This window comes from Streptomyces atratus (assembly GCF_900119365.1).
Taxonomy (GTDB): Bacteria; Actinomycetota; Actinomycetes; order Streptomycetales; family Streptomycetaceae; genus Streptomyces; species Streptomyces atratus_B.
In genome coordinates this window covers 56,552-80,043 of sequence record NZ_FPJO01000001.1, presented here as the reverse complement: position 1 = coordinate 80,043, position 23,492 = coordinate 56,552, and the positions used below count along the sequence as shown (strand labels likewise).

General features: G+C 72.8%; 18 protein-coding genes and 1 riboswitch. Of the genes, 6 read left to right on the top strand and 12 right to left on the bottom strand.

Features of this window, described 5'->3' with window-relative positions; translation table 11 throughout:
* The first annotated feature begins 161 nt into the window (after positions 1-161).
* Positions 162-2,852 carry a SpoIIE family protein phosphatase/ATP-binding protein gene (locus tag BT364_RS00405; protein ID WP_072483021.1) on the top strand — a complete coding sequence of 897 codons (2,691 nt, stop codon included), beginning with the start codon at positions 162-164 and terminating at the stop codon, positions 2,850-2,852.
* A gap of 81 nt (positions 2,853-2,933) precedes the next feature.
* Here the strand turns inward: BT364_RS00405 and BT364_RS00400 are convergent, their stop codons facing one another.
* The 4 genes from BT364_RS00400 to BT364_RS00385 form a co-directional block, all read right to left on the bottom strand.
* Positions 2,934-3,959 carry a VOC family protein gene (locus BT364_RS00400; protein WP_072483020.1) on the bottom strand — a complete coding sequence of 342 codons (1,026 nt, stop codon included), beginning with the start codon at positions 3,957-3,959 and terminating at the stop codon, positions 2,934-2,936.
* Positions 3,960-4,001: 42 nt separating this feature from the next.
* Positions 4,002-5,273 carry a hypothetical protein gene (locus tag BT364_RS00395; protein ID WP_072483019.1) on the bottom strand — a complete coding sequence of 424 codons (1,272 nt, stop codon included), beginning with the start codon at positions 5,271-5,273 and terminating at the stop codon, positions 4,002-4,004.
* Entirely contained in the window at positions 5,270-6,145 is an 876-nt protein-coding gene (locus BT364_RS00390; RefSeq protein ID WP_079179271.1) for a class I SAM-dependent methyltransferase, read from the bottom strand. Before BT364_RS00390 ends, BT364_RS00395 begins: the two co-directional genes overlap by 4 nt.
* A 206-nt stretch (positions 6,146-6,351) precedes the next feature.
* Positions 6,352-7,458, bottom strand: a complete 1,107-nt coding sequence (locus BT364_RS00385; RefSeq protein ID WP_072483018.1) for a pyridoxal-phosphate-dependent aminotransferase family protein — start codon at positions 7,456-7,458, stop codon at positions 6,352-6,354.
* A 134-nt stretch (positions 7,459-7,592) separates the two neighbouring features.
* Here BT364_RS00385 and BT364_RS00380 point away from each other — a divergent pair, with 134 nt between their 5' ends.
* Together BT364_RS00380 and BT364_RS00375 are read left to right on the top strand one after the other, a co-directional pair.
* Positions 7,593-8,669 carry an amidohydrolase family protein gene (locus BT364_RS00380; RefSeq protein ID WP_072483017.1) on the top strand — a complete coding sequence of 359 codons (1,077 nt, stop codon included), beginning with the start codon at positions 7,593-7,595 and terminating at the stop codon, positions 8,667-8,669.
* Positions 8,670-8,995: 326 nt separating this feature from the next.
* Positions 8,996-10,093 (top strand): SCO1860 family LAETG-anchored protein, encoded by a 1,098-nt coding sequence (locus BT364_RS00375; RefSeq protein WP_072483016.1) that lies wholly within the window; start codon positions 8,996-8,998, stop codon positions 10,091-10,093.
* Between the two features lie 56 nt (positions 10,094-10,149).
* On the opposite strand, the gene cobC is transcribed toward BT364_RS00375, so the two are convergent.
* Entirely contained in the window at positions 10,150-11,835 is a 1,686-nt protein-coding gene (gene cobC, locus BT364_RS00370; protein WP_072483015.1) for an Rv2231c family histidinol phosphate aminotransferase CobC, read from the bottom strand.
* Positions 11,836-11,928: 93 nt separating this feature from the next.
* Between cobC and BT364_RS00365 the strand changes: the two genes are divergently transcribed.
* Positions 11,929-12,651 (top strand): ZIP family metal transporter, encoded by a 723-nt coding sequence (locus BT364_RS00365; RefSeq protein WP_072483014.1) that lies wholly within the window; start codon positions 11,929-11,931, stop codon positions 12,649-12,651.
* A 65-nt stretch (positions 12,652-12,716) separates the two neighbouring features.
* Here BT364_RS00365 and BT364_RS00360 read toward each other — a convergent pair whose 3' ends face one another.
* From BT364_RS00360 to BT364_RS00330, 7 genes are all read right to left on the bottom strand, one after another.
* Positions 12,717-14,096: a cobyrinic acid a,c-diamide synthase CobB gene (locus BT364_RS00360; RefSeq protein ID WP_072483013.1), complete on the bottom strand. Its 1,380-nt coding sequence runs from the start codon at positions 14,094-14,096 to the stop codon at positions 12,717-12,719.
* Between the two features lie 10 nt (positions 14,097-14,106).
* Positions 14,107-14,706 (bottom strand): cob(I)yrinic acid a,c-diamide adenosyltransferase, encoded by a 600-nt coding sequence (gene cobO, locus BT364_RS00355; protein WP_072483012.1) that lies wholly within the window; start codon positions 14,704-14,706, stop codon positions 14,107-14,109.
* The gene (locus BT364_RS00350; protein WP_072483011.1) at positions 14,706-16,724 is read right to left on the bottom strand and encodes a putative cobaltochelatase; all 2,019 of its coding nucleotides are present in this window, start codon (positions 16,722-16,724) and stop codon (positions 14,706-14,708) included. The genes cobO and BT364_RS00350 overlap by 1 nt, the downstream gene beginning before the upstream one ends.
* 61 nt (positions 16,725-16,785) lie before the next feature.
* Complete coding sequence (locus tag BT364_RS00345; protein ID WP_072483010.1) at positions 16,786-18,312, bottom strand: cobyric acid synthase; 1,527 nt, start codon at positions 18,310-18,312, stop codon at positions 16,786-16,788.
* On the bottom strand, positions 18,309-19,307 hold the full coding sequence (locus BT364_RS00340) for a cobalamin biosynthesis protein (protein WP_072483009.1): 999 nt from the start codon (positions 19,305-19,307) through the stop codon (positions 18,309-18,311). The genes BT364_RS00345 and BT364_RS00340 overlap by 4 nt, the downstream gene beginning before the upstream one ends.
* A gap of 145 nt (positions 19,308-19,452) precedes the next feature.
* Positions 19,453-19,581, bottom strand: a riboswitch (cobalamin riboswitch).
* Positions 19,582-19,732: 151 nt separating this feature from the next.
* Positions 19,733-19,963, bottom strand: coding sequence for a hypothetical protein (locus tag BT364_RS00335; RefSeq protein WP_072483008.1), 231 nt, complete (start codon positions 19,961-19,963; stop codon positions 19,733-19,735).
* Positions 19,964-19,985: 22 nt separating this feature from the next.
* Positions 19,986-21,251 carry an inorganic phosphate transporter gene (locus BT364_RS00330; RefSeq protein ID WP_072483007.1) on the bottom strand — a complete coding sequence of 422 codons (1,266 nt, stop codon included), beginning with the start codon at positions 21,249-21,251 and terminating at the stop codon, positions 19,986-19,988.
* Positions 21,252-21,461: 210 nt separating this feature from the next.
* Here BT364_RS00330 and BT364_RS00325 point away from each other — a divergent pair, with 210 nt between their 5' ends.
* Together BT364_RS00325 and BT364_RS00320 are read left to right on the top strand one after the other, a co-directional pair.
* Complete coding sequence (locus BT364_RS00325; protein WP_072483006.1) at positions 21,462-22,121, top strand: class II aldolase/adducin family protein; 660 nt, start codon at positions 21,462-21,464, stop codon at positions 22,119-22,121.
* A gap of 68 nt (positions 22,122-22,189) precedes the next feature.
* Entirely contained in the window at positions 22,190-23,317 is a 1,128-nt protein-coding gene (locus BT364_RS00320) for an alpha/beta hydrolase (RefSeq protein ID WP_072483005.1), read from the top strand.
* Positions 23,318-23,492 lie beyond the last annotated feature (175 nt).

The following is a 23,492-nucleotide window of genomic DNA, read 5'->3' as shown; positions in this document are numbered from 1 at the left end:
TCCTCGACCCTGGCGCCGATCCGGTCCCACGGCTGCCGGATCGTCGTCGGGCCGCCGCGCGGTCCCGCCCCCGAGCGAGCCCCGACCGCACGCACCTTCGACCTCGCGGTGTTACAAAGGGCAAGGGGATCAATCGTTTCGGCCGATTCCGGAGCGCACAGATGCGGTCACCCACGGGCAGGTATCCCCGGAGCCTCGCAGGCCAGGTCTTCGCTCTGCAGGTGGCTGTCGTCGTGCTCCTCGTGACCGCTGCGATGCTGGCGCTCGTAGTGGAGTCCCGGCGCGACAGCAGCGCGGAGGCGAGAGACCGCTGCGTCGCCGTCGCCCAGACATTCGCTCATTCACCGGGCCTCCTGACCGCGCTGAAAGCCCCTGATCCCTCCGCGGTGCTCCAGCCGCTCACCGAGGCGGGGCGGAAAGCGGCCGGCGTCGACTTCATCGTGGTGATGGACACGAAAGGCATCCGCTACACGCATCCCCGGCCGGAGCTGATCGGGAAGAGGGCCGTCGCCACCATCGCGCCGGCGCTGGCCGGCCACGTGTACACCGAGACGGTCAACGGCCCGCTCGGCCGCGAGGCGCAGGCGATCGTCCCCGTCCACGATCACGCGCAGGTCGTGGCCCTGGTGGCTGCCGGCATGAAGGTCGAGAACGTGACCGGAGCGGTGGCACGGCAGATTCCGATCATCCTCGGTGCGGGGGCGATCGCGCTCGGATTGGCCACGAGCGGGACGGCGCTGGTGGCCAGGCGGCTGCGGCGGCAGACCCACCGTCTGGGCCCTGCCGAGATGAATCGCATGTACGAGCATCACGACGCGGTACTGCACGCCGTGCGCGAAGGCGTGCTCATCGTCAGCAAAGACGGTCGACTGCTGCTGGCCAACGACGAGGCCAGACGGCTGCTGGATCTGCCGCTCGACGCCGAGGGGCGACGCATCTCGGACTTGTCCGGTCTTGATCCCGGCATGCTGGAGCTGCTGACGTCGGGGCGGGCGGCCACGGACGAAGTGCACCTTGCGGGGAGCCGACTGCTCGCGGTGAACCAGCGGCCCACGGACCGTCACGGTGGCCCCCAGGGGACGGTCGCGACCTTGCGTGACTCCACAGAACTGCGGACGCTGTCCGGCAGGGCGGAGAACGCCCGCGAGCGGCTGCGCCTGCTGTACGACGCAGGTCTCGGCATCGGTACCACGCTCGATGTGGTGCGCACGGCCGACGAACTGACCGAGATCGCGGTCCCCCGGCTCGCCGACTTCGCAACCGTCGATCTGGCCGAACTGGTCCTCCACGGTGACGAGCCGACCAGTGCGGACACGGACATGCGCCGCACCGCTGTACGCGGCATCCGGGACGACCATCCCCTGTACGAACTCGGCCAGCTGATCAACTTTCTCCCTTCCACGCCACAGGCACAGGCCTTCGCTACCGGTCGGCCGGAGCTGGTGCCCGACCTGGCCGCCGCACCCGGCTGGCTCGCCCAGGATCCTGAGCGGACGCGGACGATCGTCGAGTACGGCATCCATTCGCTCATCACGGTGCCTCTCCAGGCACGGGGCGTCATCCTGGGCATGGCCAACTTCTGGCGCTCCGAGAAGCCCCAGCCGTTCGAGGAGGACGACCTGTCCCTGGCCGAAGAACTGGTCGCACGGGCGGCCGTCAGCATTGACAACGCCCGCCGCTACACCCGTGAGCACGTCATGGCCGTGACTCTGCAACGCAGCCTGCTCCCGAGGGCCCTGCCCGAGCAGAGCGCGCTCGATGTCGCCCATCGCTACCTGCCCGCACTCTCCGGGGTGAGCGGCGACTGGTTCGACGTGATCCCGCTCTCGGGCAGCCGGGTGGCGCTGGTCGTCGGGGATGTCGTCGGCCACGGCCTGCACGCGGCCGCGACGATGGGACGGCTGCGTACGGCCGTGCACAACTTCTCCACACTCGACTTTCCGCCCGACGAGATCCTCCGCCACCTCGACGACCTGGTCGGACGCATCGACCAGGAGAAGGCGGAAACCACCGCCGATGCGGGGATCACAGGAGCCACCTGCCTGTACGCGATCTACGATCCTGTCTCCCGCCACTGCGCCATGGCCCGGGCCGGGCACCCCCCGCCCGCACTGGTCCGGCCCGACGGCAGTGTGTCGTTCCCCGACCTGCCGGCCGGCCCGCCCCTGGGCCTGGGCGGCATGCCGTTCGAGACGGCCGAACTGGAGGTGGCGGAGGGCACGCAGTTCGTCCTCTACACCGATGGGCTCATCGAGGACCGCACCCGGGACATCGACGTGGGGATCGAACTGCTGCGTCAGGCCCTGGCGGGCCATCCCGACCGGTCGCCGGAGGAGAGCTGCCAGGCGGTCCTCGACGCGCTCCTGCCGGGTCGGCCGAAGGACGATGTGGCGCTGCTCATCGCCCGGACGCGGGCGATGAGGCCCGACCATGTCGCCGACTGGGACGTGCCGTTCGATCCTGCCGCTGTGGCGGGAATGCGCGCTGCCGTGGCGGAGAAAGTCGACGACTGGGGTCTGTCCGAGCTTACGTTCACCACGGAACTGCTGCTCAGCGAGTTGATCACCAATGCCATCCGCTACGGCTCCGCGCCGGTCACCGTACGACTGCTGCGCGACCGCACCCTGACCTGCGAGGTGGCCGACAGCAGCAGCACCTCGCCCCATCTGCGTGATGCCGCCGCGATGGACGAAGGAGGCCGCGGTCTGTTCCTCGTCGCACGGCTGGCCGAGCGCTGGGGCACCCGTTACACCTCCCAGGGAAAGGTCATCTGGGCGGAGATGTCGCTGCCCCCGTCCGACGGGAGCGCGGAAAGCACAGCGTGGTCGGACATCCTCGACACGGAACTCTGACCGCGGATCGCGACAGCCCCCAGTCCCCCGGGAGGAGCACTTCCCCGACCGTCCCGGGACAGCGGTCCGGGCGGCCGCCCGCTACTCCTGACCGGCCCCGTCCAGCGGAGCGCCGTGCCACTTCCACGAGGTGACGCGCGGGTGGCCGGGCAGCTCGGCGCGGCCGGTGGCCCAGCACAGCACGGCCCAGCGGTCGGCGTCCTTGGGGGCGTGAGGGAACAGCCGGGCCAGCACCCGGTCGCAGAGCCCGGCGGGCGGCGCCCAGTCGACACCCAGGCTCGCGGCGAGATCGTGCGTGTGCACCAGGGTCTCCACGATCCCCATCGCCGCGAAGCCCTCCGGGTCGGACACCCCGTAGGAGTGGTACGAGCGCAGCTCCGGCGAGGCCGTCCGCACCATCGAGGCGAGCAGCGCGCCGCTCGCCTCCAGCGTCCGGAGCAGTCCGGCGGGCCCGGCCGACGGGTCCGCGAAGACCGCGTTCCACGGGCCGCCCTCGCGCTCGGGACTCCAGCGGTACGGGACGTACGCGTCCAGCGCGGGCCGCTGCGGGCCCAGTTGGGCCGCGTAGGAGAAGAGGTCGTCGCTCAGATGCTCCGCGGTCTCCCAGCAGCTCCACTCCAGCGATCCCGCCGGAATGTTCCAGTCGGTCACCGGGGACTCCTGGAGCGCGGCGACCGCGAGGCGCACCGCGGTCGTCACGTCGTCCGCCGTGACCGGCAGCCGGGTCCCGGTCAGGGCCGCCCGTTCCGCCGCACCGCACTCGACGCAGAACTCGTTGCCCTCGGGATCGGCGAGCGTCGCCCAGCCCCGCCCATTGGGCCTCCGGTGGTCGGCGACGAGGGCGGCGCCGAGGCCGAGCAGCCGCTCGACCTCCTCGTCCCTGGTCCGGTCCTGCGGCTGGATGTCCAGGTGGACGCGGTTCTTGGTGCTCTTGGGCTCCGGCACCTGGATGAACAGCAGCGCGGCACCGGGGGACTCGACGAGCGCCTCGGGATCACCGGGGGCGTCGTCGTCCGAGAGCTGCGTGCCGAGCACCCCGGCCCAGAAGCCGGCCAGCTTGTAGGCGTCGGCGCAGTCGATCGTGAGGTGACGTACGAGTGAGGTCATGGGCTCCACTGTGGCCGCCGGTGCCCGCCGGGGTACAGCTGTTTACGGCTGGGGGGCCGGGCCGGCGGGCAGGCCGTCCGGATCGAGTGCGGGGACAGGAGCGGGGACGGCCGTGCGCTGGCGTGGCACCCGCCCCGTCGGCCCGGCACCGCCGCGTCCCGGCCGGGCCCGCCGCAGCCGGCGGTTGGGGAGGAACACGGCGAGGATCCCGGCGGCGGTCAGCGCGATCAGGCTGCTGACCACACCGATCCGTGGCGCCAGCGAGACATCGGGCAGCAGGAACACCGCGACGTCGAGGCTGAAGGACGCCGCCGCGACCATGGCGAGCGAGGAGGCGACGCGGTTCAGCCGGGTGTCGAGTGCCTCGGTCCGCTGCGAAGCGGCGGCCAGCAGGGAGTTGCCGACGTAGCCGAGGAGTTTGTCGGCCCGCTCCTGGGTGTTGTCCAGGCCGATGGACTCACGGGCGGCCAGATAGGTGGCCCTGGGGCCCTGGGTCGACTCTATGCGGTAGCCGTCGAGGTGGTGGTAGTCGGACCAGACCCCGTCGAGGAAGCGCCGGAACGCGTGGACGTCGGTCGTGGGGTGCTCGGCCTTGGCGAGGTCGACCAGAATCCGGCGGCCACCCAGCAGGGCGCCGACGAGCAGGGACTGCTGGGCCGTCGCGATGTCGGTGGGCTCCAGCATCGTCCGCAGCTCGTGCAGCGGGGTCGCCGGGTCCCGGTCCCAGGCGTAGGTGTACGGCAGCAGTATCCGGCAGTGCGGTCCCGGGGTGAGCTGCGGCAGCCGCGGATCGGTCGCCCAGGGCGGTTCCCGGGTGACGAAGTGGCAGTTGTACCGGGCGGACTGACGGTCCACCGGCGCCGCCTCGCCATTGCTCGCGAGGTCCGGCCGCAGTGCGAGCCCCTGCACCAGACCGCAGGCGGCCGCGGCTGTCAGCACCGCGGCGAGGACGGGGGCGTCCGCCTCGCGGAGCACGTTGTTCACCCGCGCGTCCAGCGCGTCGAGGTCGGCGAGGGGAAGCAGGCGCAAGTCCGCCTCGTGCTTCAGCGCGTACGTCACCAGGATGCTGCCCGCGCTGAGGATGCGGGCGTGGCAGCCGACGATCTCCGTACCGGGAAGCGTGATCATCCCGGTGATGATCTCCTTCAGATCCAGCTCGATCGTGTGGTCCGGGTTGTACACGAGCGTCCCGAGCTCTCCGGCGGTCGGGCGTAACTCGCCGTGTCCCGGTACCTGGAAGGACTCCAGGCTCAGGGCCGGGGAATTGTGGTGCACCGGGTACGCCCTGCTCTGCAGGTGCAGCACCTCGCTCAACGCGTCACCTCGGTCTGCCCCAGAAGACCCTGCCCGGGAACGTTCCGCGCGGGCGCGTTCCAGGAAACGGCCACGTACTCGGGGATCAGGTCGGACTCGGGCACGTCCACCCGGTCGAGGTACCGCTGCTGCAGATCCTCCGGACCGCAGTCCTCGATCTCCTTGCCGAGCAGCGAGGTCAGGCCGTGATGGGTCAGATAGGAGGCTTCCTCCGGGACCGAGCGGCTGCGGAACCACTGCCGCTGGTCGGCGAGGACCTTGCTGCCCGCGGCCGCGGCGGGCCAGTAGCTGACGGCGGTGACCACGCAGGTACCGAACTCGGCCCCGAGGCCGACGACCGCGCGGGCCGCCTCCGACGGCAGATAGAAGACCAGACCCTCGGCCACGTACGCCACCGGGCGCCCGTCGGCCAATTCGCGTACCAGGGAGACGAGTTCCTTGCGCGCGTCCGGGCTGCCGAGGTCCGCCGCGTGATGGTGGACATCGCGCTCCGGCAGGACCCCGGACGCCACCAGCTGCGCCGTCCGGGCCCGCTTGGCCGCGGCCATGTCCGGCAGATCCACTTCGAGAGCCGTCCGGAACGGCAGGAGCCACGGGTACGAGGAGAAGCCGGCCCCGCACACGACGAGCACCGTGTCCGGGTCCTCGCGCAGCGAGCGGGCCAGGGTGTCCGCGATGTACCTGCCGCGCAGCGAGACGACCAGATCGTCGTGGGGGTAGACGGTGCCGGCGAACTCGTCCCACAGCTCTCGCACCGCGGGCCGGTCGCCGTCCGGGATCCATGCGGCCGCCAGGGGGTCCTCGGCGAGCTCGGGCATCCTGGCGCGCGACTCGTTGACGAGATAGGCGGTCAGTTCTACTCCACGGTGCATGGGCGAGTCTCCCGCTGATGCTTGGTGTGCTGTTGCCTGATCCCTGTTCCCCGACCTCTGATCCCGAGATCACCGACGGCCGTGATCAGGCCCCACATAGTACGCATCGGCTCTCGGCACCCGCCAGGGGCCGAGAGACCAACGCACCCTTGGGAGCTGGCACTTCGCGGGACCGGGCTCCTCGCACACCCGAGGAGGAGCGGGCCCTACTCGCTCGGCCAGGCCTCCGAGACGGCCTTGCGGGCGGCATCGAGATCGACCTGCCGGCCCGCGTCGGCCAGCGCCGCCCCCAGCGCCGCGAGCGAGGACTGCACCGCGCCCCGTGTCGCGTCCACGCCGTAGTGATTGACCCGGATCATCTCCTTGGACAGCGCGCCGCCGCCCGCGATCAGCGGCAGCGACGGGTCGGCCGCCAGCGCCCGCGCGACCAGCCCGGCGGCGTCGACACCCTCGGGGGCGCGCAGCGTCGTCGCGACCGGCGCCGCCTCCGCGGCCGCGTGCACATACGGCGAGAGCCCGCCGCCGAGCGCCACCGCACCTGCGCGCGTCGCCGCGGCGGCAGCGGCGTGACGGGCCATCAGCGCGTCCAGCCCCTCGGCCTCGATCCGCTCCGCACAGGCCTCCAGCGCCAGCATCTCCAGCTGGGCGGGGGCGTGCAGCAGGGCCTTGCGGCCACCGTCGATCCAGCGCTCCTTCCAGTCCAGCAGCGAGAGGTACGAGCGGCGCGGGGCCTCGGGGTTGGCGGCGATCCGCTCCCAGGCGCGCTCGCTCACCGACACCGCCGACACCCCGGCCGGGCCGCCCATCGCCTTCTGCGCACCGATCACACAGAGGTCGACGCCCCACACGTCCGGCAGCAGCGGCTCGGCACCCACCGAGGCTACGGCGTCCAGCATGAACAGCGCCCCGTGCGAACGGACCGCCTCACCGATCTCGGCGACCGGATTGGTGTTGCCGGTCGCCGCCTCCGCGTGGACCAGGGAGACGAAGTCGATCTCGGGGTGCTCGGCCAGCGCCCGCGCGACCTGGTCGGCGGTGACCGCCGTGTGGAAGGGCACCGCGAGATCGATCACATTGGCACCGCAGTCCCGCAGCCAGTTCCCGAAGGTCTGCCCGTACGGCCCGGTGACGACGTTCAGCGCGGTCGAGCCGGGCCGGGCACCGCCCCGGATGCAGCCTTCGAGGGGGAGCAGCGCCTCGCCCTGCATGATGACGACGTCCTGCTCGGTGGCGAGGAGGCCGGCCACCCGCTTCTCGATGGCCGCGAAGTGCGCGGCGGTGAGCGGGGCGAGGTCGAGGAAGGGGTGCGTCACGGTGGTGCTCTCTTCGGGTCGGGTCGGGTCGGTGCGCTGTGGCGCGTACGGACAGTGCTTCCGTCGAAGCGTACCCAGGGCCCCGTGCGCCGCCTCGTACAGTGCTGTCCATGAGTGATCACAAGGCATCGCAGGTGCTGCACGTGAAGGGGCGGGTGCTCGTCGGTCCCGAGGACGTCCGGGACGAGCTCTGGGTGGTCGACGGGCGGATCTCGTACGGGAGACCGGCCGGTGCGGACGGGGCGGTGACCGTCACCGGCTGGGTGCTGCCGGGCCTGGTGGACGCGCACTGCCACGTCGGGCTCGACCACCACGGCGCCGTCGACGCGGCGACCAGCGAGAAGCAGGCCCTCGCCGACCGGGAGGCGGGTGCGCTGCTGCTGCGGGACGCGGGTTCGCCGGCCGACACCCGGTGGATCGACGACCGCGAGGACCTGCCGAAGATCATCAGGGCCGGCCGGCATATCGCCAGGCCCCGCAGGTACACCCGGAACTACGCCCATGAGATCGAGCCCGACGAGCTGGTCGCCTACGTCGCGCAGGAGGCGCGCCGCGGCGACGGCTGGGTGAAGCTGGTCGGCGACTGGATCGACCGGGAGGTGGGCGATCTGACCGCCCTCTGGCCGCGCGAGGCGGTCGCGGCGGCCATCGCCGAGGCGCACCGGCTCGGCGCCCGGGTCACCGCGCACTGCTTCGCCGAGGACTCGCTGCGCGATCTCGTCGAGGCCGGGATCGACTGCGTCGAGCATGCCACCGGGCTCACCGAGGACACCATTCCGCTCTTCGCCGAGCGCGGTGTGGCGATCGTCCCCACGCTGATCAACATCGCCACGTTCCCCTCGCTCGCGGCGGGCGGCGAGGCCAAGTTCCCCCGCTGGTCGGCCCATATGCGGCGGTTGCACGAGCGGCGCTACGACACGGTGCGCGCCGCGTACGACGCCGGGATCCCGGTCTTCGTCGGCACCGACGCGGGCGGAGTGCTCGCCCACGGGCTGGTGGCGGACGAGGTCGCCGAGCTGGTGAAGGCGGGCATCCCGGCCCTGGACGCGCTGTCCGCGACGACCTGGGGCGCCCGGCAGTGGCTGGGGCGCCCTGTGCTGGAGGAGGGCGCCCCGGCGGACCTGGTGGTGTACGACGAGGACCCGCGGGCGGACGTGCGGGTGCTGGCGGCGCCGCGGCGGGTGGTGCTGAACGGGCGGGTGATCGGCTGAGCCCGGCGGCCCCGTGGCCGGGGTGTGCCGTATTGACGGGCAGTTACCGAACTCCTTGCCCCGTCGTTGAAACACCTTCGTGCGCACCCCGGCGCGGTCGGCTCCGGCACCGTACGCGCTCAGTGGATCGGGTGACCCGGAGGAACGAACGTACCGAGATAATCGAATACAGACGCGGAAACCCCCCTTTGGGGTGAACTCACGTCAGGTGTCCGCAAGTTCACCCTCCGTGCGTAAAGCTTTCGGGGTCGAGGCCACCGGAGCTCTCGATGTCCCCCATTGGACGGCACCGGTGGCTCCATGTCTCTTGTGGGGGTTCCACCACCTTGAACAGCAACACCTTCCGCCTGGCCGCCCTGGCGGTCGCCGTCGCTCCCGTCGCCCTGCTGGCCGCCGCCCCGGCGCAGGCCGCCGACGCGACCACCACGACCACCGGCGACGGGAAGGCGAGCGCGGTCGTGCTCCGTACCGCACTCGACGTCTCGCTCCTGAACAAGACGGTCGACGTGCCGCTCAGGGTCACGCTCAATGAGGTGAAGGCACCCGCCGACGCCAAGGAGACCGCGCTCAGCGTGCGGCTCGACGGCGTGGACGGCGGCCGGCCGGTCAGCGTGCTCGCCGCCGACGTGGCCACCGCCAACGCGACCGTCGACAAGCACCGGGCCGAGGGCTACAGCAATGTGGCCAAGGCCCGGGTCCACGTCCCCGGACTGCCGCTGCTCTCGCTGATCGAGGTGGAGAAGGTCACCTCCAAGGCGGTCTGCGAGGTGGGCCGGAAGCCGGTCGCCGAGTCGAACGTACTGGGGCATGTGTCGGTCCTCGGCAAGCGGATCGACCTCACCGCGGGCGGGACCACGCAGGTCAGCGTTCCGGGCGTCGGAGAGGTGACCCTCGACCTCTCGAAGACGCACACCACCTCGCGCACCGCCGCGGCGACCGCGCTGCGGCTGAAGGTCTCCGTCAACCCGCTCAAGCTGAACGTCGCCGATGTGCAGGGCGAGGTCACCCTCGTCGAGGCCACCTGCGAGACGCCGAAGCCGACCGGACCGGGCGACGGGGACAACGGCGGGTCGAACAGTGGCGGGTCGAACAGCGGGGGATCGACCAACGGCGGGTCGAGCAACGGGGGGTCGAACAGCGGCGGTTCGGGCAACGGCGGTTCCAGCAGCGGTGGTTCCACCGACGGAGGCACCTCCGGCAACGGCGGAAGCACCACCGGCTCCACCGGCGGCGGCGACGGCGGTTCCACCAACGGCGGCGGGGTGAAGCCGCAGACCGGAACCGGCCAGGAACCGGCCGTCGACTCGAACCTCGCGGAGACGGGCAGCAGCTCCACCACGCCGTACATCGCGGGCGGCGCGGCCGTACTGCTGGCGGCGGGCGCCGGGGCGGTGGTCGTGGCCAGGCGCCGCGCCCAGGGCTGACCCCTTCCCGGAGCCCGAGCGGGGCAGCCGGTGCCGGCTGTGCACCGGCTGCCCCGTCAGCGCACCGCCGAGCCCAGCGTCTGCAGTGCCTGGTCGAAAGCCTGGAGGAAGCGGTTGGTCGTGACACGGTCGCGCACGGCCAGCCGCAGCCACTCGGGGCCGAGACCGGGGAACGTATCTCCCCGGCGTGCCGCGAACCCCAGCATCCGCAGCCGCTCCCGCACCTCGGCGGCCCGCTCCAGCCGCACCAGGACGAACGGACCCTCGGCGGGCCCCGCCACCCGGACCTCGGTGAACTCCATGAGCCCCGCCACCAGATGGGCCCGGTCCACCGCGATCCGCTCCGCGGCGGCGGCCGCCTCGGCCAGGGCACCCGGCTCCATGCACGCCTCGGCGGCCGTCAGCGCCGGGGACGACACCGGCCACAGCGGCTGGGTCTCCTCCAGCGCGCGGATGGTCCCCGGGCCGGCCAGCACGTAACCGATCCGCAGCCCCGCGAGCCCCCAGGTCTTGGTGAGGCTCCGCAGCACGACGAGCCCCGGGACGTCCGTACGCCCGCACAGTGTTTCGCGCTCGTCCGGCACCGCGTCCATGAACGCCTCGTCGACCACCAGCGTCCGGCCGGGACGCGCCAGTTGCTCCAGCACCGCCGCCGGATGCAGCACCGACGTGGGGTTGGTCGGATTGCCGACCACCACCAGATCCGCGTCCTCGGGCACCGCCGACGGATCCAGCCGGAATCCGTCCTCGGCCCGCAACAGCACCCGTCCCACCTCGTGCCCGGCCGCGCGCAGCGCCGCCTCCGGCTCGGTGAACTGCGGATGGACCACGACCGGACGGCGGACCGGCAGCGCCCGGGCGATCAGCACGAACGCCTCCGCCGCACCCGCCGTCAGCAGCACCCGCTCCACCGGCAGCCCGTGCCGGGCAGCGACCGCCGCCCGCGCCGGACGGCCGTCCGGGTAGGCGGCGAGCGAGCCGAGCGACGCGGATATCCGGTCCCTGAGCCAGGCCGGGGGAGTCCCGGCCCGTACGTTGACGGCGAGATCGGTCAGATCCCGGTCCTGTCCCCGTACTTCCGCGTCACCGTGGTGCCGCAGATCGTGCGTGCCCGCGCCGGTCGCGTCGGGACTTTCCGTGGGAGTGTGCATGGCCGCCGTGGGGTGGGGGTGAGGGCCGTCGTCGTCGGGGCGGGAGGCCGGTTGTCGCGGCGGTGCCGCCCGGTCCTCGGAGTCCGGAAGAACGACTATGCGCCCGGCACCCGGCTCCACGCAACGGCCGGGACCGGACGGCACATCCGCCGCGTCCGCCCGCCCGCACGGATCGCGGCGCGCCACCGCACAGGTCACCATCGGCGCCCGCCCCCGAGGGGCCGACTTCCGCTTCGGTACGAGGAGCTCACCCCCCGCCACGAGCGCGGCGGCCTCAGCGACCGACGGCGTACCGACCGCGGCGAGCGGTGCGCCGGACGGACCGGGCACCTCGACACGGGCCAGCTCCACGGCCGGGTACGTACGCAGCGGTACGCCGAGCGCCGCGGCGGCTGCGACGATTCCCGGCTCGTCCGCCTTGGCGTCCACGGTCACCAGCTCCGCGACGTCCAGCGGCGAGAGTCCGGCCCCGCGCAGGGTGTCCCGGACCAGCCCGAGGACCTCGTCGGCCGGTGCGCCCCTGGACGCGCCGACCCCGACGGCGAGCGACGCGGGCCGCAACACGGCGGCTGCGTCGACTGCTTCGGACATGGGCCGGGGTCCTTTCGGAGTGTGCGAGCAGGAGGGCGCGGCGCGGGGCGCGCTGAGATGCGCGCACCGGGGTCAATCGGCTAGCAAGAGCGCATGGCGGTGTTCGTCGCGCTCGGCGCGTTCCTGATGACCCTGGCGGGCGGCTGGGTCGCCCAGCGCGTCACCGACCGCCGTCATCTGGTCCTCGGCCTCGCCGGCGGGCTGATGCTCGGAGTGGTCGGCCTGGACCTGCTGCCGGAGGCGATCGACGCCGCGGGCGAACCCGTCTTCGGCGTCCCGGCCGCCCTGCTGCTGTTCGTCGGCGGCTTCCTCCTCGCGCACCTCGTGGAGCGGCTGCTCGCGGTACGCCAGGCGGCCCACGGCGCGGGCGAGGAGCGGGTGCCGCAGGTCGGGCTCACGGCGGCGGCGGCGATGGTCGGCCACAGCCTGATGGACGGCATCGCGCTCGGTGCGGCCTTCCAGGTGGGCGCCGGCATGGGAGCCGCCGTCGCCCTCGCCGTCATCACGCACGACTTCGCCGACGGCTTCAACACGTACACGATCACCAGCCTGTACGGGAACGCCCGCCGCAAGGCCCTGTTCATGCTGTTCGCGGATGCCCTGGCACCCCTCGTGGGCGCCGCGACGACCCTTCTGTTCACCCTTCCGGAGGAACTTCTCGGCTGCTATCTCGGCTTCTTCAGCGGCGCGCTGCTCTACCTCGCCGCCGCCGAGATCCTCCCCGAGGCGCACCACGCACACCCGGCCCGCTCCACACTGCTGTGCACCGTGGCCGGGGTGGGCTTCATCTGGCTCGTGGTGGGCGTCGCGGACTGAGCACCGCGCCGGTGCCGGGCCACCAGGCCCGGCACCAACCGGCCTGCCCGTACAGAGGACGCGGCTCATTTCCCGCACCGCTCGACGAACCGGCGCGCCATGCCGGGCTCCGAAGCCCAGTGCGTGTGCAGATAGCTGGCGTGCACGCCGCCCTGCACGAACCCCTCGACCCGCCGCTCCGGCTGGTGCATGCCCCACGCCGGAGCGGCCCCGGCACCCGGCTCCAGCACCGTGCGGTGGAACTCGTGCCCGCGCACCCGGGTGCCGGGCGCCGCCAGCACACTGTCGGAGACCGCCACCGCCTGCCGGTAGCCGAGCGTCAGCCGCTTCGACATCCGGGCCTCGGCGTCGAGGACCCCGCACATCGGCAGCCCGTCGAGCGAACGCGCCAGATACAGCAGCCCCGCACACTCGGCGGAGACCGGGGCCCCCGAGTCCGCCAGCTCGACCACGGCCCTGCGCAGCGCCGCGTTGGCCGACAGCTCGGAGGCGTACACCTCCGGGAAGCCCCCGCCGATGACCAGCCCCCGCGTGCCCTCGGGCAGCGCCTCGTCCCGCAACGGATCGAACGGCACGACCTCGGCTCCGGCGGCGGTGAGCAGCTCGGTGTGCTCGGCGTAGGAGAAAGTGAACGCTGCGCCGGAGGCCACGGCCACGACCGGGCCCCGGCCACCGGCGGGGGAGGACGGCGGCACGGGCCCGCCGCAGGCCCCGATCGCCTCCGTCGCGTCCCACGCCTCACCCGGCAGAGCGGGCGCGGACCGGGCCAACGCCATCAGCGCGTCCAGATCGCACCCCGCCACCACCTGCTCCCGCATCGCCTCGACCGCGCCCACCGCGTCGCCGCGCCGCTCGGCCACCGGCACCAGCCCCAGGTGCCGCGATGGCACCGCCACCTGCTCGGCCCGCCGCAGCACCCCCAGCACCGGCAGACCGGACTCGTCCAGCGCGTCCCGCAGCAGCGCCTCGTGCCGCTGCGAGGCCACCTTGTTCAGAATCACCCCGCCGATCCGCACCTGCGGATCCCATGAGGCGAAGCCGTGCACCAGCGCGGCCACGGAACGCGACTGCGACGACGCGTCGACGACCAGCACCACGGGCGCCCGCAGCAGCTTGGCGACCTGGGCGGTCGAGGCCAGTTCGCCCTGGCCCGCCGCCCCGTCGTACAGCCCCATCACGCCCTCGACCACCGCCAGGTCGCACCCCCGCGCCCCGTGCGCGAACAGCGGGGCGACCGGATCGGGGCCGCACATGTACGCGTCGAGGTTGCGCCCCGGCCGGCCCGTGGCCAGCGTGTGATAGCCGGGGTCGATGTAGTCGGGTCCGACCTTGTGCGGGGACACGGCGAGGCCGCGCCCCGCGAAGGCCGCCATCAGCCCCGTGGCGACGGTGGTCTTGCCGCTGCCCGACGAAGGCGCGGCGATCACCAGACGAGGAACGTTCACCGCGGGTCCTTCACCATTCGATGCCCCGCTGACCCTTCTGACCGGCGTCCATCGGGTGCTTGATCTTCGACATCTCGGTCACCAGGTCGGCGGCGTCCAGCAGCTGCTGCGGTGCGTTGCGCCCGGTGATGACCACGTGCTGCGTGCCGGGACGGCTGCGCAGCACGTCGACCACCTCGTCGGTGTCGACCCATCCCCAGTGCATCGGGTACGCGAACTCGTCGAGGACGTACAGCCGGTACGTCTCGGCGGCCAGGTCGCGCTTGACCTGCTCCCAGCCCTCGCGCGCCGCCTCCTCGTTGTTCAGCTGGTCGTCGCGCTGGACCCACGACCAGCCCTCGCCCATCTTGTTCCAGACGACGGACCCGCCCTCGCCGCTCGCGCCGAGGACTTTCAGCGCGTTCTCCTCGCCGACCTTCCACTTCGCCGACTTGACGAACTGGAAGACGCCGATGGGCCACCCCTGATTCCAGGCGCGCAGCGCGAGCCCGAAGGCCGCCGTCGACTTCCCCTTGCCGATGCCGGTGTGCACCATCAGCAGCGGCCGATTGCGGCGCTGACGGGTGGTGAGCCCGTCATCGGGCACGGTGGTCGGCTGTCCCTGCGGCATTACGCAGCCCTCCTGTTGGTTTCCTGAACGTCCTTGACGAGCCCGGCGATCGAGTCGGCCCGCAACTCGTCGAGCGTGACGGCACTGCCCCCGAGAGCGTGCGCCAGGCTCCCCGCGAGGCCGAGCCGTACCGGCCCCGACTCGCAGTCCACGACGACGGACGCGATGCCCTCCGCCTCGTGCAGCCGCGCCGCCCGGGTCGCCAGCGCCACCGGCTCGGGCCCCCCGGTCGCCCGCCCGTCGGTCACCACGACGAGCAGCGGCCGCCGCGACGGATCACGCAGCCGCTCCACCCGCAGCACCTCATGGGCCTTCAGCAGCCCGGCCGCGACGGGGGTGCGCCCACCGGTCGGCAGCAGCTCCAGCCGCGCCGCCGCGGCGTCCACCGAGGACGTCGGCGGAAGCGCGACCTCGGCGTCCTTGCCCCGGAAGGTGATCAGCCCGACCTTGTCGCGCCGCTGGTACGCGTCCAGCAGCAGCGAGAGGACCGCGCCCTTCACGGCGGCCATCCGCTGCCGGGCGGCCATCGACCCGGAGGCGTCCACCACGAAGAGCACGAGGTTCCCCTCACGTCCCTCCCGGACCGCCTGCCGCAGATCGTCCCGCCGGACCACCAGCCCGCGCCCCGACCGCCCCCGCGCCCGCTGGTGCGGGGCGGCGGCCTGTACGGTCGCCGCCAGATGCAGCTTGGTCAGGGCGCCCTGCGGATGCCGCGCGCCGGTCGTACGCCCGTGCTCGGTGCGCGCCCGGGACCGCCGCCCCGCCGCGCCCTCGCCCAGGCCGGGAACGCTCAGCATCTTCGTGCGGAACGGCTCGGCAGCGCGTACCGGTTGCTGCTCACCGCCCCCGGAGGACTGCCCCTGCCCCTGTTCCTGCCCCTGCCCGGGTACGGACGGCGCGGGCGTGTCGCAGGCCTCGTCCTCGGGCTGCGGCGGCGTGTCGGGGCCGTCGCCCCGCGGGGGCCGGCCGCCGCCACCCGGGCCGTCCGGGTCCGGATCGTCGTCCTCGCCGCCGTTCTGCTCCAGCGTGTCGTCGAGCTTGTCCTCGTCGAGGCCCGGCGCGTCGAACGGATTGCGCCGGCGCCGGTGGGGGAGCGCGAGCAGGGCGGCCTGCCGCACGTCCTCGGCGAGCACATCCGTACGCCCCGCCCAGGCGGCCAGCGCGGTGGCCGTCCGCGCCATCACGATGTCCGCGCGCATCCCGTCGACCTCGAAGGCCGCGCAGGTGGCCGCGATCTGCCGCAACGCCGCGTCCCCGAGCCGCACTTCGGGCAGCAGCGCACGCGCGGCGGCGATCCTCGCCCGCAGCCCGTCCTCCTCGTCGGCCCACCCGGCGGCGAAGGCCGCGGGGTCGTCGTCGAAGGCGAGACGCCGCCGCACGACCTCGACCCGCTGATCGGTCTCCCGGGACGCGGCGACCTCGACGGTCAGCCCGAAGCGGTCGAGCAACTGCGGTCGCAGTTCGCCCTCTTCGGGGTTCATCGTCCCGACGAGCAGGAAACGCGCCGCGTGCCGTACGGAGACGCCTTCGCGCTCGACGTACGAGGCGCCCATGGCGGCCGCGTCCAGCAACAGGTCCACGAGGTGGTCGTGGAGCAGGTTGACCTCGTCGACGTAGAGGATCCCGCGATGCGCGTCGGCCAGCAGGCCCGGCTCGAAGGCCTTCACGCCCTCCGCGAGCGCCCGCTCGATGTCGAGCGCCCCCACGAGCCGGTCCTCGGACGCGCCGACGGGCAGCTCGACCATCCGGGCGTCCCGCGACACACCGGCCCCCGCCTCATGGGGACCGTCGGGACACGCCGGGTCGGGCGATACGGGGTCGCAGGAGAAACGGCACCCGGAGACGACGTCAACCTCCGGCAGCAGCGCCGAGAGTGCGCGCACGGCAGTGCTCTTCGCGGTGCCCTTCTCGCCCCGTACGAGCACGCCACCGATGTTCGGCGCGACGGAGTTGAGCAGCAGGGCGAGTTGCAGGTCCTGCTGCCCGACGACGGCGGTGAACGGGAAATGCGTGCTCACGAGGCGGTCCTTCCTGCGGGTGAATGGGTATGAAAAAGGCGGCCTGGGCCGGCGCCCGGGATCATCGGCGGCTCCCCGTGGCCGCGGGGGCTCCAGGAGCGATGAAGGGAAGCCCCGACGGCGCGCCCGACTCCAGGAGCCGCAGCAACGCGTCGGTGTCCGCGTGCTCTTCTACGAGATCGCCGAGGCGGTCGAGCTGTTCCTCGCGCAGCGCCGCGAACGCGGTGTCGGGAGCGGGGACGAAGCGCCGGCCGGCGGCCCGTGCGACCTCGGTCAGGAAGCGGCGGCGGAATTCGTCGCTCTCCAGCGAACCGTGCCAGTGGGTGCCCCACACGACGCCGACCCGGCAACCGTCGAGGAACGGTTCTCCGCCGTGCACGTCCGCCACGCCGTGGTGGATCTCGTACCCCTCGACCGGTGCGCCGAGCGCCTCGCCGACGGGCCGGGCCAGGGTCTTCTCACGGTCGAAGCGGATGCGTACGGGGAGCAGGCCGAGGCCCTCGACCCGCCCGGCCCGCGACTCGACCTCGTCCTCGATGTGCTCGCCGAGGACCTGGAAGCCGCCGCAGATGCCGAGGACCGGCCGGCCCTCGGCCGCGCGCCGCGCCAGCGCGTCGGCGAGGCCGCGCTCGCGCAGCCAGGCCAGCGCCTTCACGGTGCCGCGGGTGCCGGGCACGACGACGAGGTCCGCGTCGGACAGCTCCTCGGCGCGGTCCACGAACCTGACGACGACGCCGGGCTCGGCGGCCAGCGCGTCCACATCGGTGAAGTTCGACATCAGGGGCACCGCGCACACCGCGACGCGCAGCACGTCCTCGCCGTGCGGCGGCGCGACGACCGATTCGCGCACGGCTCCGCGCAGCGAGACCCTCAGACCGTCCTCCTCGTCGATGCCGAGGCCGTGGGCGAAGGGCAGCACCCCGTACGTCGGCCGTCCGGTGATGTCCCGCAGCATCTCCAGGCCCGGCTCCAGCAGCGACACGTCGCCGCGGAACTTGTTGACGAGATAGCCGGCGATCAGCGACTGGTCCTCGGCGGCGAGCAGCGCCGTCGTACCGAAGAACGAGGCGAAGACACCACCGCGGTCGATGTCGCCGACGACCACCACCGGGAAGCGCGCCGCCCGTGCGATGCCCATGTTCACGATGTCCGTGCGCCGCAGATTGATCTCGGCCGGGCTGCCCGCCCCCTCGCAGATCACCGCGTCGTACGTGCTCCGGAGCTGCTCCAGACAGTCCACGACCGTGGACAGCAGCGCCTGCTGCCGGCCGCCGTGGTAGCCGCGGGCGCTCATCTCGCCGACCGGCTTCCCCATCAGGACGACCTGGCTGGAGCGGTCGCTGCCGGGCTTGAGCAGGACCGGATTCATCAGCGCGCTCGGCTCCACGCGGGCGGCCTGGGCCTGCATGGCCTGGGCGCGCCCGATCTCGGCGCCCTCGCGGGTGACGAACGAATTCAGCGACATGTTCTGCGCCTTGAAGGGCGCCACCTTCACACCCCGGCGCACGAGCCAGCGGCAGATGCCCGCGGTGACGACGCTCTTGCCCGCGTCGGAAGTGGTTCCGGCGACCAGCAGCCCGCCGCTCATGCGCTTCTCCGTCCTGCGATGCGAGGCCCCGCCGTGCGGCGCCCCGTGATCCGTCGTGCGGCCAGGGCCGCGCCGAGCCGTCCCGCCACGCACACGCCGACGGCCAGCGCGCCCACCCGGCGCGACAGCCGCACCGCGCGCTCGATGTCCTCGGTCTCCACCGCCCGGCCCGTCTCCCCGTTGAGCACGGGGCGGTGCTCGACCCGGCCGCCGTACGCGAGGGTGCCGCCGAGCCGTACGCCGAGCGCACCCGCGAACGAGGCCTCCACCGGGCCCGCGTTGGGGCTCGGGTGCTTGGCGGCATCGGCCCGCCAGGCGCGGACCGCTCCACGTGGCCGCTCCCCGGCGGCCACGGCGAGCAGGGCCGTGAGCCGGGCGCCGGGCCAGCCCGCGAGGTCGTCGAGGCGGGCCGAGGCCCAGCCGTAGCGCCGGTGGCGGGGCGACTTGTGCCCGACCATGGCGTCGAGGGTGTTGGCGGCCCGGAAGCCGGCCAGCCCGGGGACCCCGGCCAGCGCGCCCCACACCAGGGCGCCGACCACGGCGTCCGAGGTGTTCTCCGCCACGGACTCGACCACGGCGCGGGCGATCTGCGGACCGTCCAGGGACTGCGGGTCGCGCCCGCACAGATGCGGCAGCCGTTCGCGGGCCAGGTCGATGTCACCGGCCGTCAGGGCGGAGCCGATGGCCCGTGCCTCACGGCCCAGGGAGGTGCCGCCGACGACGGACCAGGTGGCGGCCGCGGTCAGCGCCACGGAGGCGGCGGGGCTGCGGCGTACGGCACGGGCGAGCAGCGCGGCACCACCAGCGGCGCCTCCGGCGCAGACGAGGGTGTGCAGCGCGCCCCACCCGCGGTGGTCGCGCCACAGCCGGCGCTCGACGCCCGCCGCGGCCCGCCCGAAGGCGGCGACCGGGTGTCCCCGGCGGGGATCACCGAGCAGCAGATCGCCGATCAGACCGACTGTGGCGCCGTACGCGAAGATGCGGTCGGCTCGCACGGCTCAGCCGGCCGTCGCGCCTCGGTGGACCTTCGTACAGGAGGCTCTCGTCGAGAGCACCGGATCAGCGGACGCACGGCAGCCGGGCATGGCGATATGTCCTCACTCAGGGTCCGCGCCCTGGTTCGACGTGACCGGCGACGAGAGTCTCCTGGCTCCCGGATCCGCGGTTCCCCCGGCCTTCCAGCCCGCTCGCGCGTGCCGTGACTTCCGGTATGGGGGACCGCTCCCCGGTGACAGTGGCGGGACCGCGCCGGATTCGCACCGGCTTCCTCTGCTGTCGCCGTAATTGGCTCCGGCAGTCCACCACGCTCCGCGAACGCCCGTCAACCTGCCGTTGACCTGCGGCGGCGCAGTGTGCTGATACCCACATCGGGCCGGACACCTGTGGTGTCCGGCCCGACGGGGAGCGTGCGCGGGGTGGTTCAGGCGACGATCAGATAGATGCCGTACGTGACGGCCGCCGCGCACAGCCCGAAGCAGACGTACGCGCCGGCGCGGGCCAGCAGCACCGAGCCGCCGGAGCCGCCCTGCGCCGCCGGTTCCGGCTGCTTGGAGAGGCCGACGATGCCCAGGGTGAAGAGGCCCACCAGCGCGACGGTGACAACGAGGGAGACGCCGAATACGGAGCCGAGGGCTGCCCAGTCGATGTTCATGCTGAATCCTTAGACGGCCGGGTCAGACGGTGGCGGGTCGCGCCGGGTCCTGGGTGGTTCCGGCCGGGGCCGGAATGGTGGTCATGAGGTTCTGGGCCGCTGCCTGGGCCGTGGTGGGCGGCGGGCTCACGGCGGCGATGGCCGTGGTGACGACGCCCGCGGGCTCGTCGTCGACGTCCGTCGGCGCGACATCGTCGTGGCCGACCGGCTTGCGGCGCGACACCATCCAGATCGCACCGGAGCCCACGACCAGCAGCGCCGCGACGACCACGACACCCCAGGTGCCCTGCTTGGTGAGGAGCTCCGCGCCCGCACCGACCAGACCGGCGGCCGGCAGGGTCAGACCCCAGGCGACGAACATCCGGGTGGCGGTGGACCAGCGGACCACACCGCCCTGGCGGCCGAGGCCCGCGCCCATCACGGCGCCGGAGCAGGACTGGGTGGTGGAGAGGGAGAAGCCGAGGTGCGAGGAGGCCAGGATGACGGTGGCCGCACTGGTCTGGGCGGCGAAGCCCTGCGGCGGCTTGAGGTCGGTGAGGCCGCTGCCCATGGTGCGGATGATGCGCCAGCCGCCCAGGTAGGTGCCGAGAGCGATGGCCGTACCGGCGCAGACGATGACCCAGACCGGCGGGTTGGCGCCCGGGTGCAGGACGCCGCCGGTGACCAGGGCCAGGGTGATGATGCCCATGGTCTTCTGCGCGTCGTTGGTGCCGTGGGCGAGGGAGACCAGCCCGGCCGAGGCGATCTGGCCGGCCCGGTACCCCTTGGCGGTGGCCTTCTCCTGGGCGTCGTTGCGGACCTTTCCGCCGATCCGGTACGTCAGTCTGGTGGCCAGCAGCGCGGCCAGACCGGCGACGATCGGGGCGGCGACCGCGGGGAGCAGCACCTTGGTGACGACGGTGCCGCCGTTGACGGACGACCAGCCCGCGGACATCACGGCCGCGCCGATCAGACCGCCGAACAGGGCGTGCGAGGAGCTGGACGGCAGTCCGACCAGCCAGGTCAGCAGATTCCACAGAATGGCGCCGACGAGTGCCGCGAAGATGACTTCTGTGCGCAGCCCGTCCTCGTTGATGATCCCGCCGGAGATCGTCTTGGCGACCTCCACCGACAGGAACGCGCCGACGAGATTGAGAACGGCGGACATGGCCACCGCTGTCTTCGGTCTGAGTGCACCGGTCGAGATGGTCGTCGCCATCGCGTTCGCGGTGTCGTGGAAACCGTTCGTGAAATCGAACACTAGAGCTGTCACGATCACAATCGCGAGTAGCAGCGTGATGTGTTCCATTTACCCAGGCAATCGTTCGACGTCATTGGCATGTGGACCGTAGGCAACCTGGGTGAACGGAAGGTGAACTGAGCAGGGCGCTGGGGTGTTCCAAACCGGGGCGGAGGCATTCCGCTTGTGTCCGGAGGGAGGCGCGGCCCGGCTTTCCGGTGGAGCGCGGCTGTGGCCGATCGCATACCCGTTCGTCTCCGGGACTGACAGGATCGGCGCATGAGCGATCAGCAGCGGAACGCGATCGAGCGTGCCTGGGACGGTGTCGTCACCACCGCCCGCAGGACGGCGGCCGAGGGTCTCGTCGTCGGGACCTCGGGAAACGTGTCGGCACGGGTCGGCGACACCATCCTGGTCACACCGAGCGGAGTGCCGTACGACCGGCTGGGCCCCCAGGACGCCGTCGGCGTCGATCCGGAGGGCAACCGCGTACTCGGCTCACTGGCCCCGACCAGCGAGCTGCCGCTCCACCTCGCCGTCTACCGGAACACCGACGCGGCCGCCGTCGTGCACACCCACGCGGTGCACGCCACGGCCGTCTCCACGCTGGTGCCCGAGGTCCCGTCGGTGCACTACGCCGCCGCCATGCTGGGCGGCCCCGTCCGCGTCGCGGCCTACGCGCGCTACGGCACCGCGGAACTGGCCGAGAACATGCTCGCCGCCCTGAGCGACCGCACGGGCTGCCTCCTCCAGAACCACGGAACCGTCACCTACGGAGCCACCCTGGACCAGGCGTACGACCGGACCGCCCAGCTGGAGTGGCTCTGCCGGCTCTGGCTCGCCGCGAGCTCCGTCCCCGGGCTCACCCCGAACCTGCTCTCGCCGGAGCAGCTGAGCGATGTGCAGGAGGCGCTCAAGGGATACGGACAGCCGGGCTGACCCGGCCCGGCCCACCGGACGGGCTAAGGCCTGTGGCAGGGTCCCGCACTCCCCGTGACACTGAAGCCGTGCGCCCGGCAACAGTCACGGCAGCAGCCGTCACCACGATCCTCGGCGTCGGTGCGGCAGCGGTCGTGGCCGGCCGGCTGGCCAGCGACGCCGCCCTCAGGGCGCCGTCCGGGCGGCCGCTCCCCGCCGACCGCAGACTCACCGTGCACGCCACGGCGGCCGGGCAGATCACCCTGACCCGCTCCCTCACCGCCCTGCGGCCCGGCACGTACGGACTGGTGGGCAAGGGCGTCCATGCCGTGGTCGGCCCGGTGATCGAGCACGCCCACCACGCCCCCGACACCGTCGTACGCAGACTGGAACGCGTCGACCACGGCAGCCTGGATACCGGCACCAAGGTCCGCGTCACCCCGCAACTGCACAGCGGCGACCCGTTCTCGGCGCTCGGCCTCCGCCACCAGGAGGTCGAGATCCCCGGCGAACTGGGCGCCCTGCCCGCCTGGTTCCTCACCGGCCCCCGCGACACCTGGGTCATCACCGTGCACGGCCTCGGCACCACCAGGGAACACCCCATGAACGTCATGAGGTTCCTGCACGACCAGCGCCTGCCCGTGCTCGACCTGGCCTACCGGGGCGACGCCGGAGCCCCGCGTTCCCCCGACGGCCTCGCCCATCTCGGCGAATCCGAGTGGCGCGACCTGGACGCCGCCATCCGCTTCGCCGTGCGCTACGGAGCCGAGAAGGTCGTCCTGCACGGCTGGTCCACCGGCGCCTCGATGGCGCTGCACGCGGCCGTCAACTCCGCGCTGCGCGACCGGATCTGCGGCCTCGTCCTGGACTCCCCGGTACTGGACTGGGCCACCACGCTGCGCGCCCTGGCCGTCGCCCGCGGCGTCCCGGCCGTCCTGCTGCCGCTCGCCGTCCGCGCCGCCCAGGGGCAGACCGGACTGCACGGCGCCCGGCTGCTGGACGGCTCCCTCGCACCGGCACTGCACGTCCCGACCCTGATCTTCCACGGCCCCGACGACCGGCTCGCCCCCTGGCAGCCGTCCCGCGATCTCGCGGCCCGCCGCCCGGACCTGATCGCCCTGCACGCCGTACCGCAGGCTCCGCATGCGGCAATGTGGAATGCCGACCCGGACCACTACGAAGAGACCCTGCGCCGCTTCCTGACGCCCCTGATGTGAGGTGATGCGAGGGTTCGGCCGATTGGTCCCGGGCCCCGTCCACCGGCCCCTCCACCGGGAATTCGGGTTCCGTTTGGGCTTTCGGGCCGTCAGGGGCAAGACTGCTCCCGTGACGTCCCGTAACCCGCGCGACTCCAGGCTGCGACTTGTCCGCCCGCGACCCCTTGCCACCGCT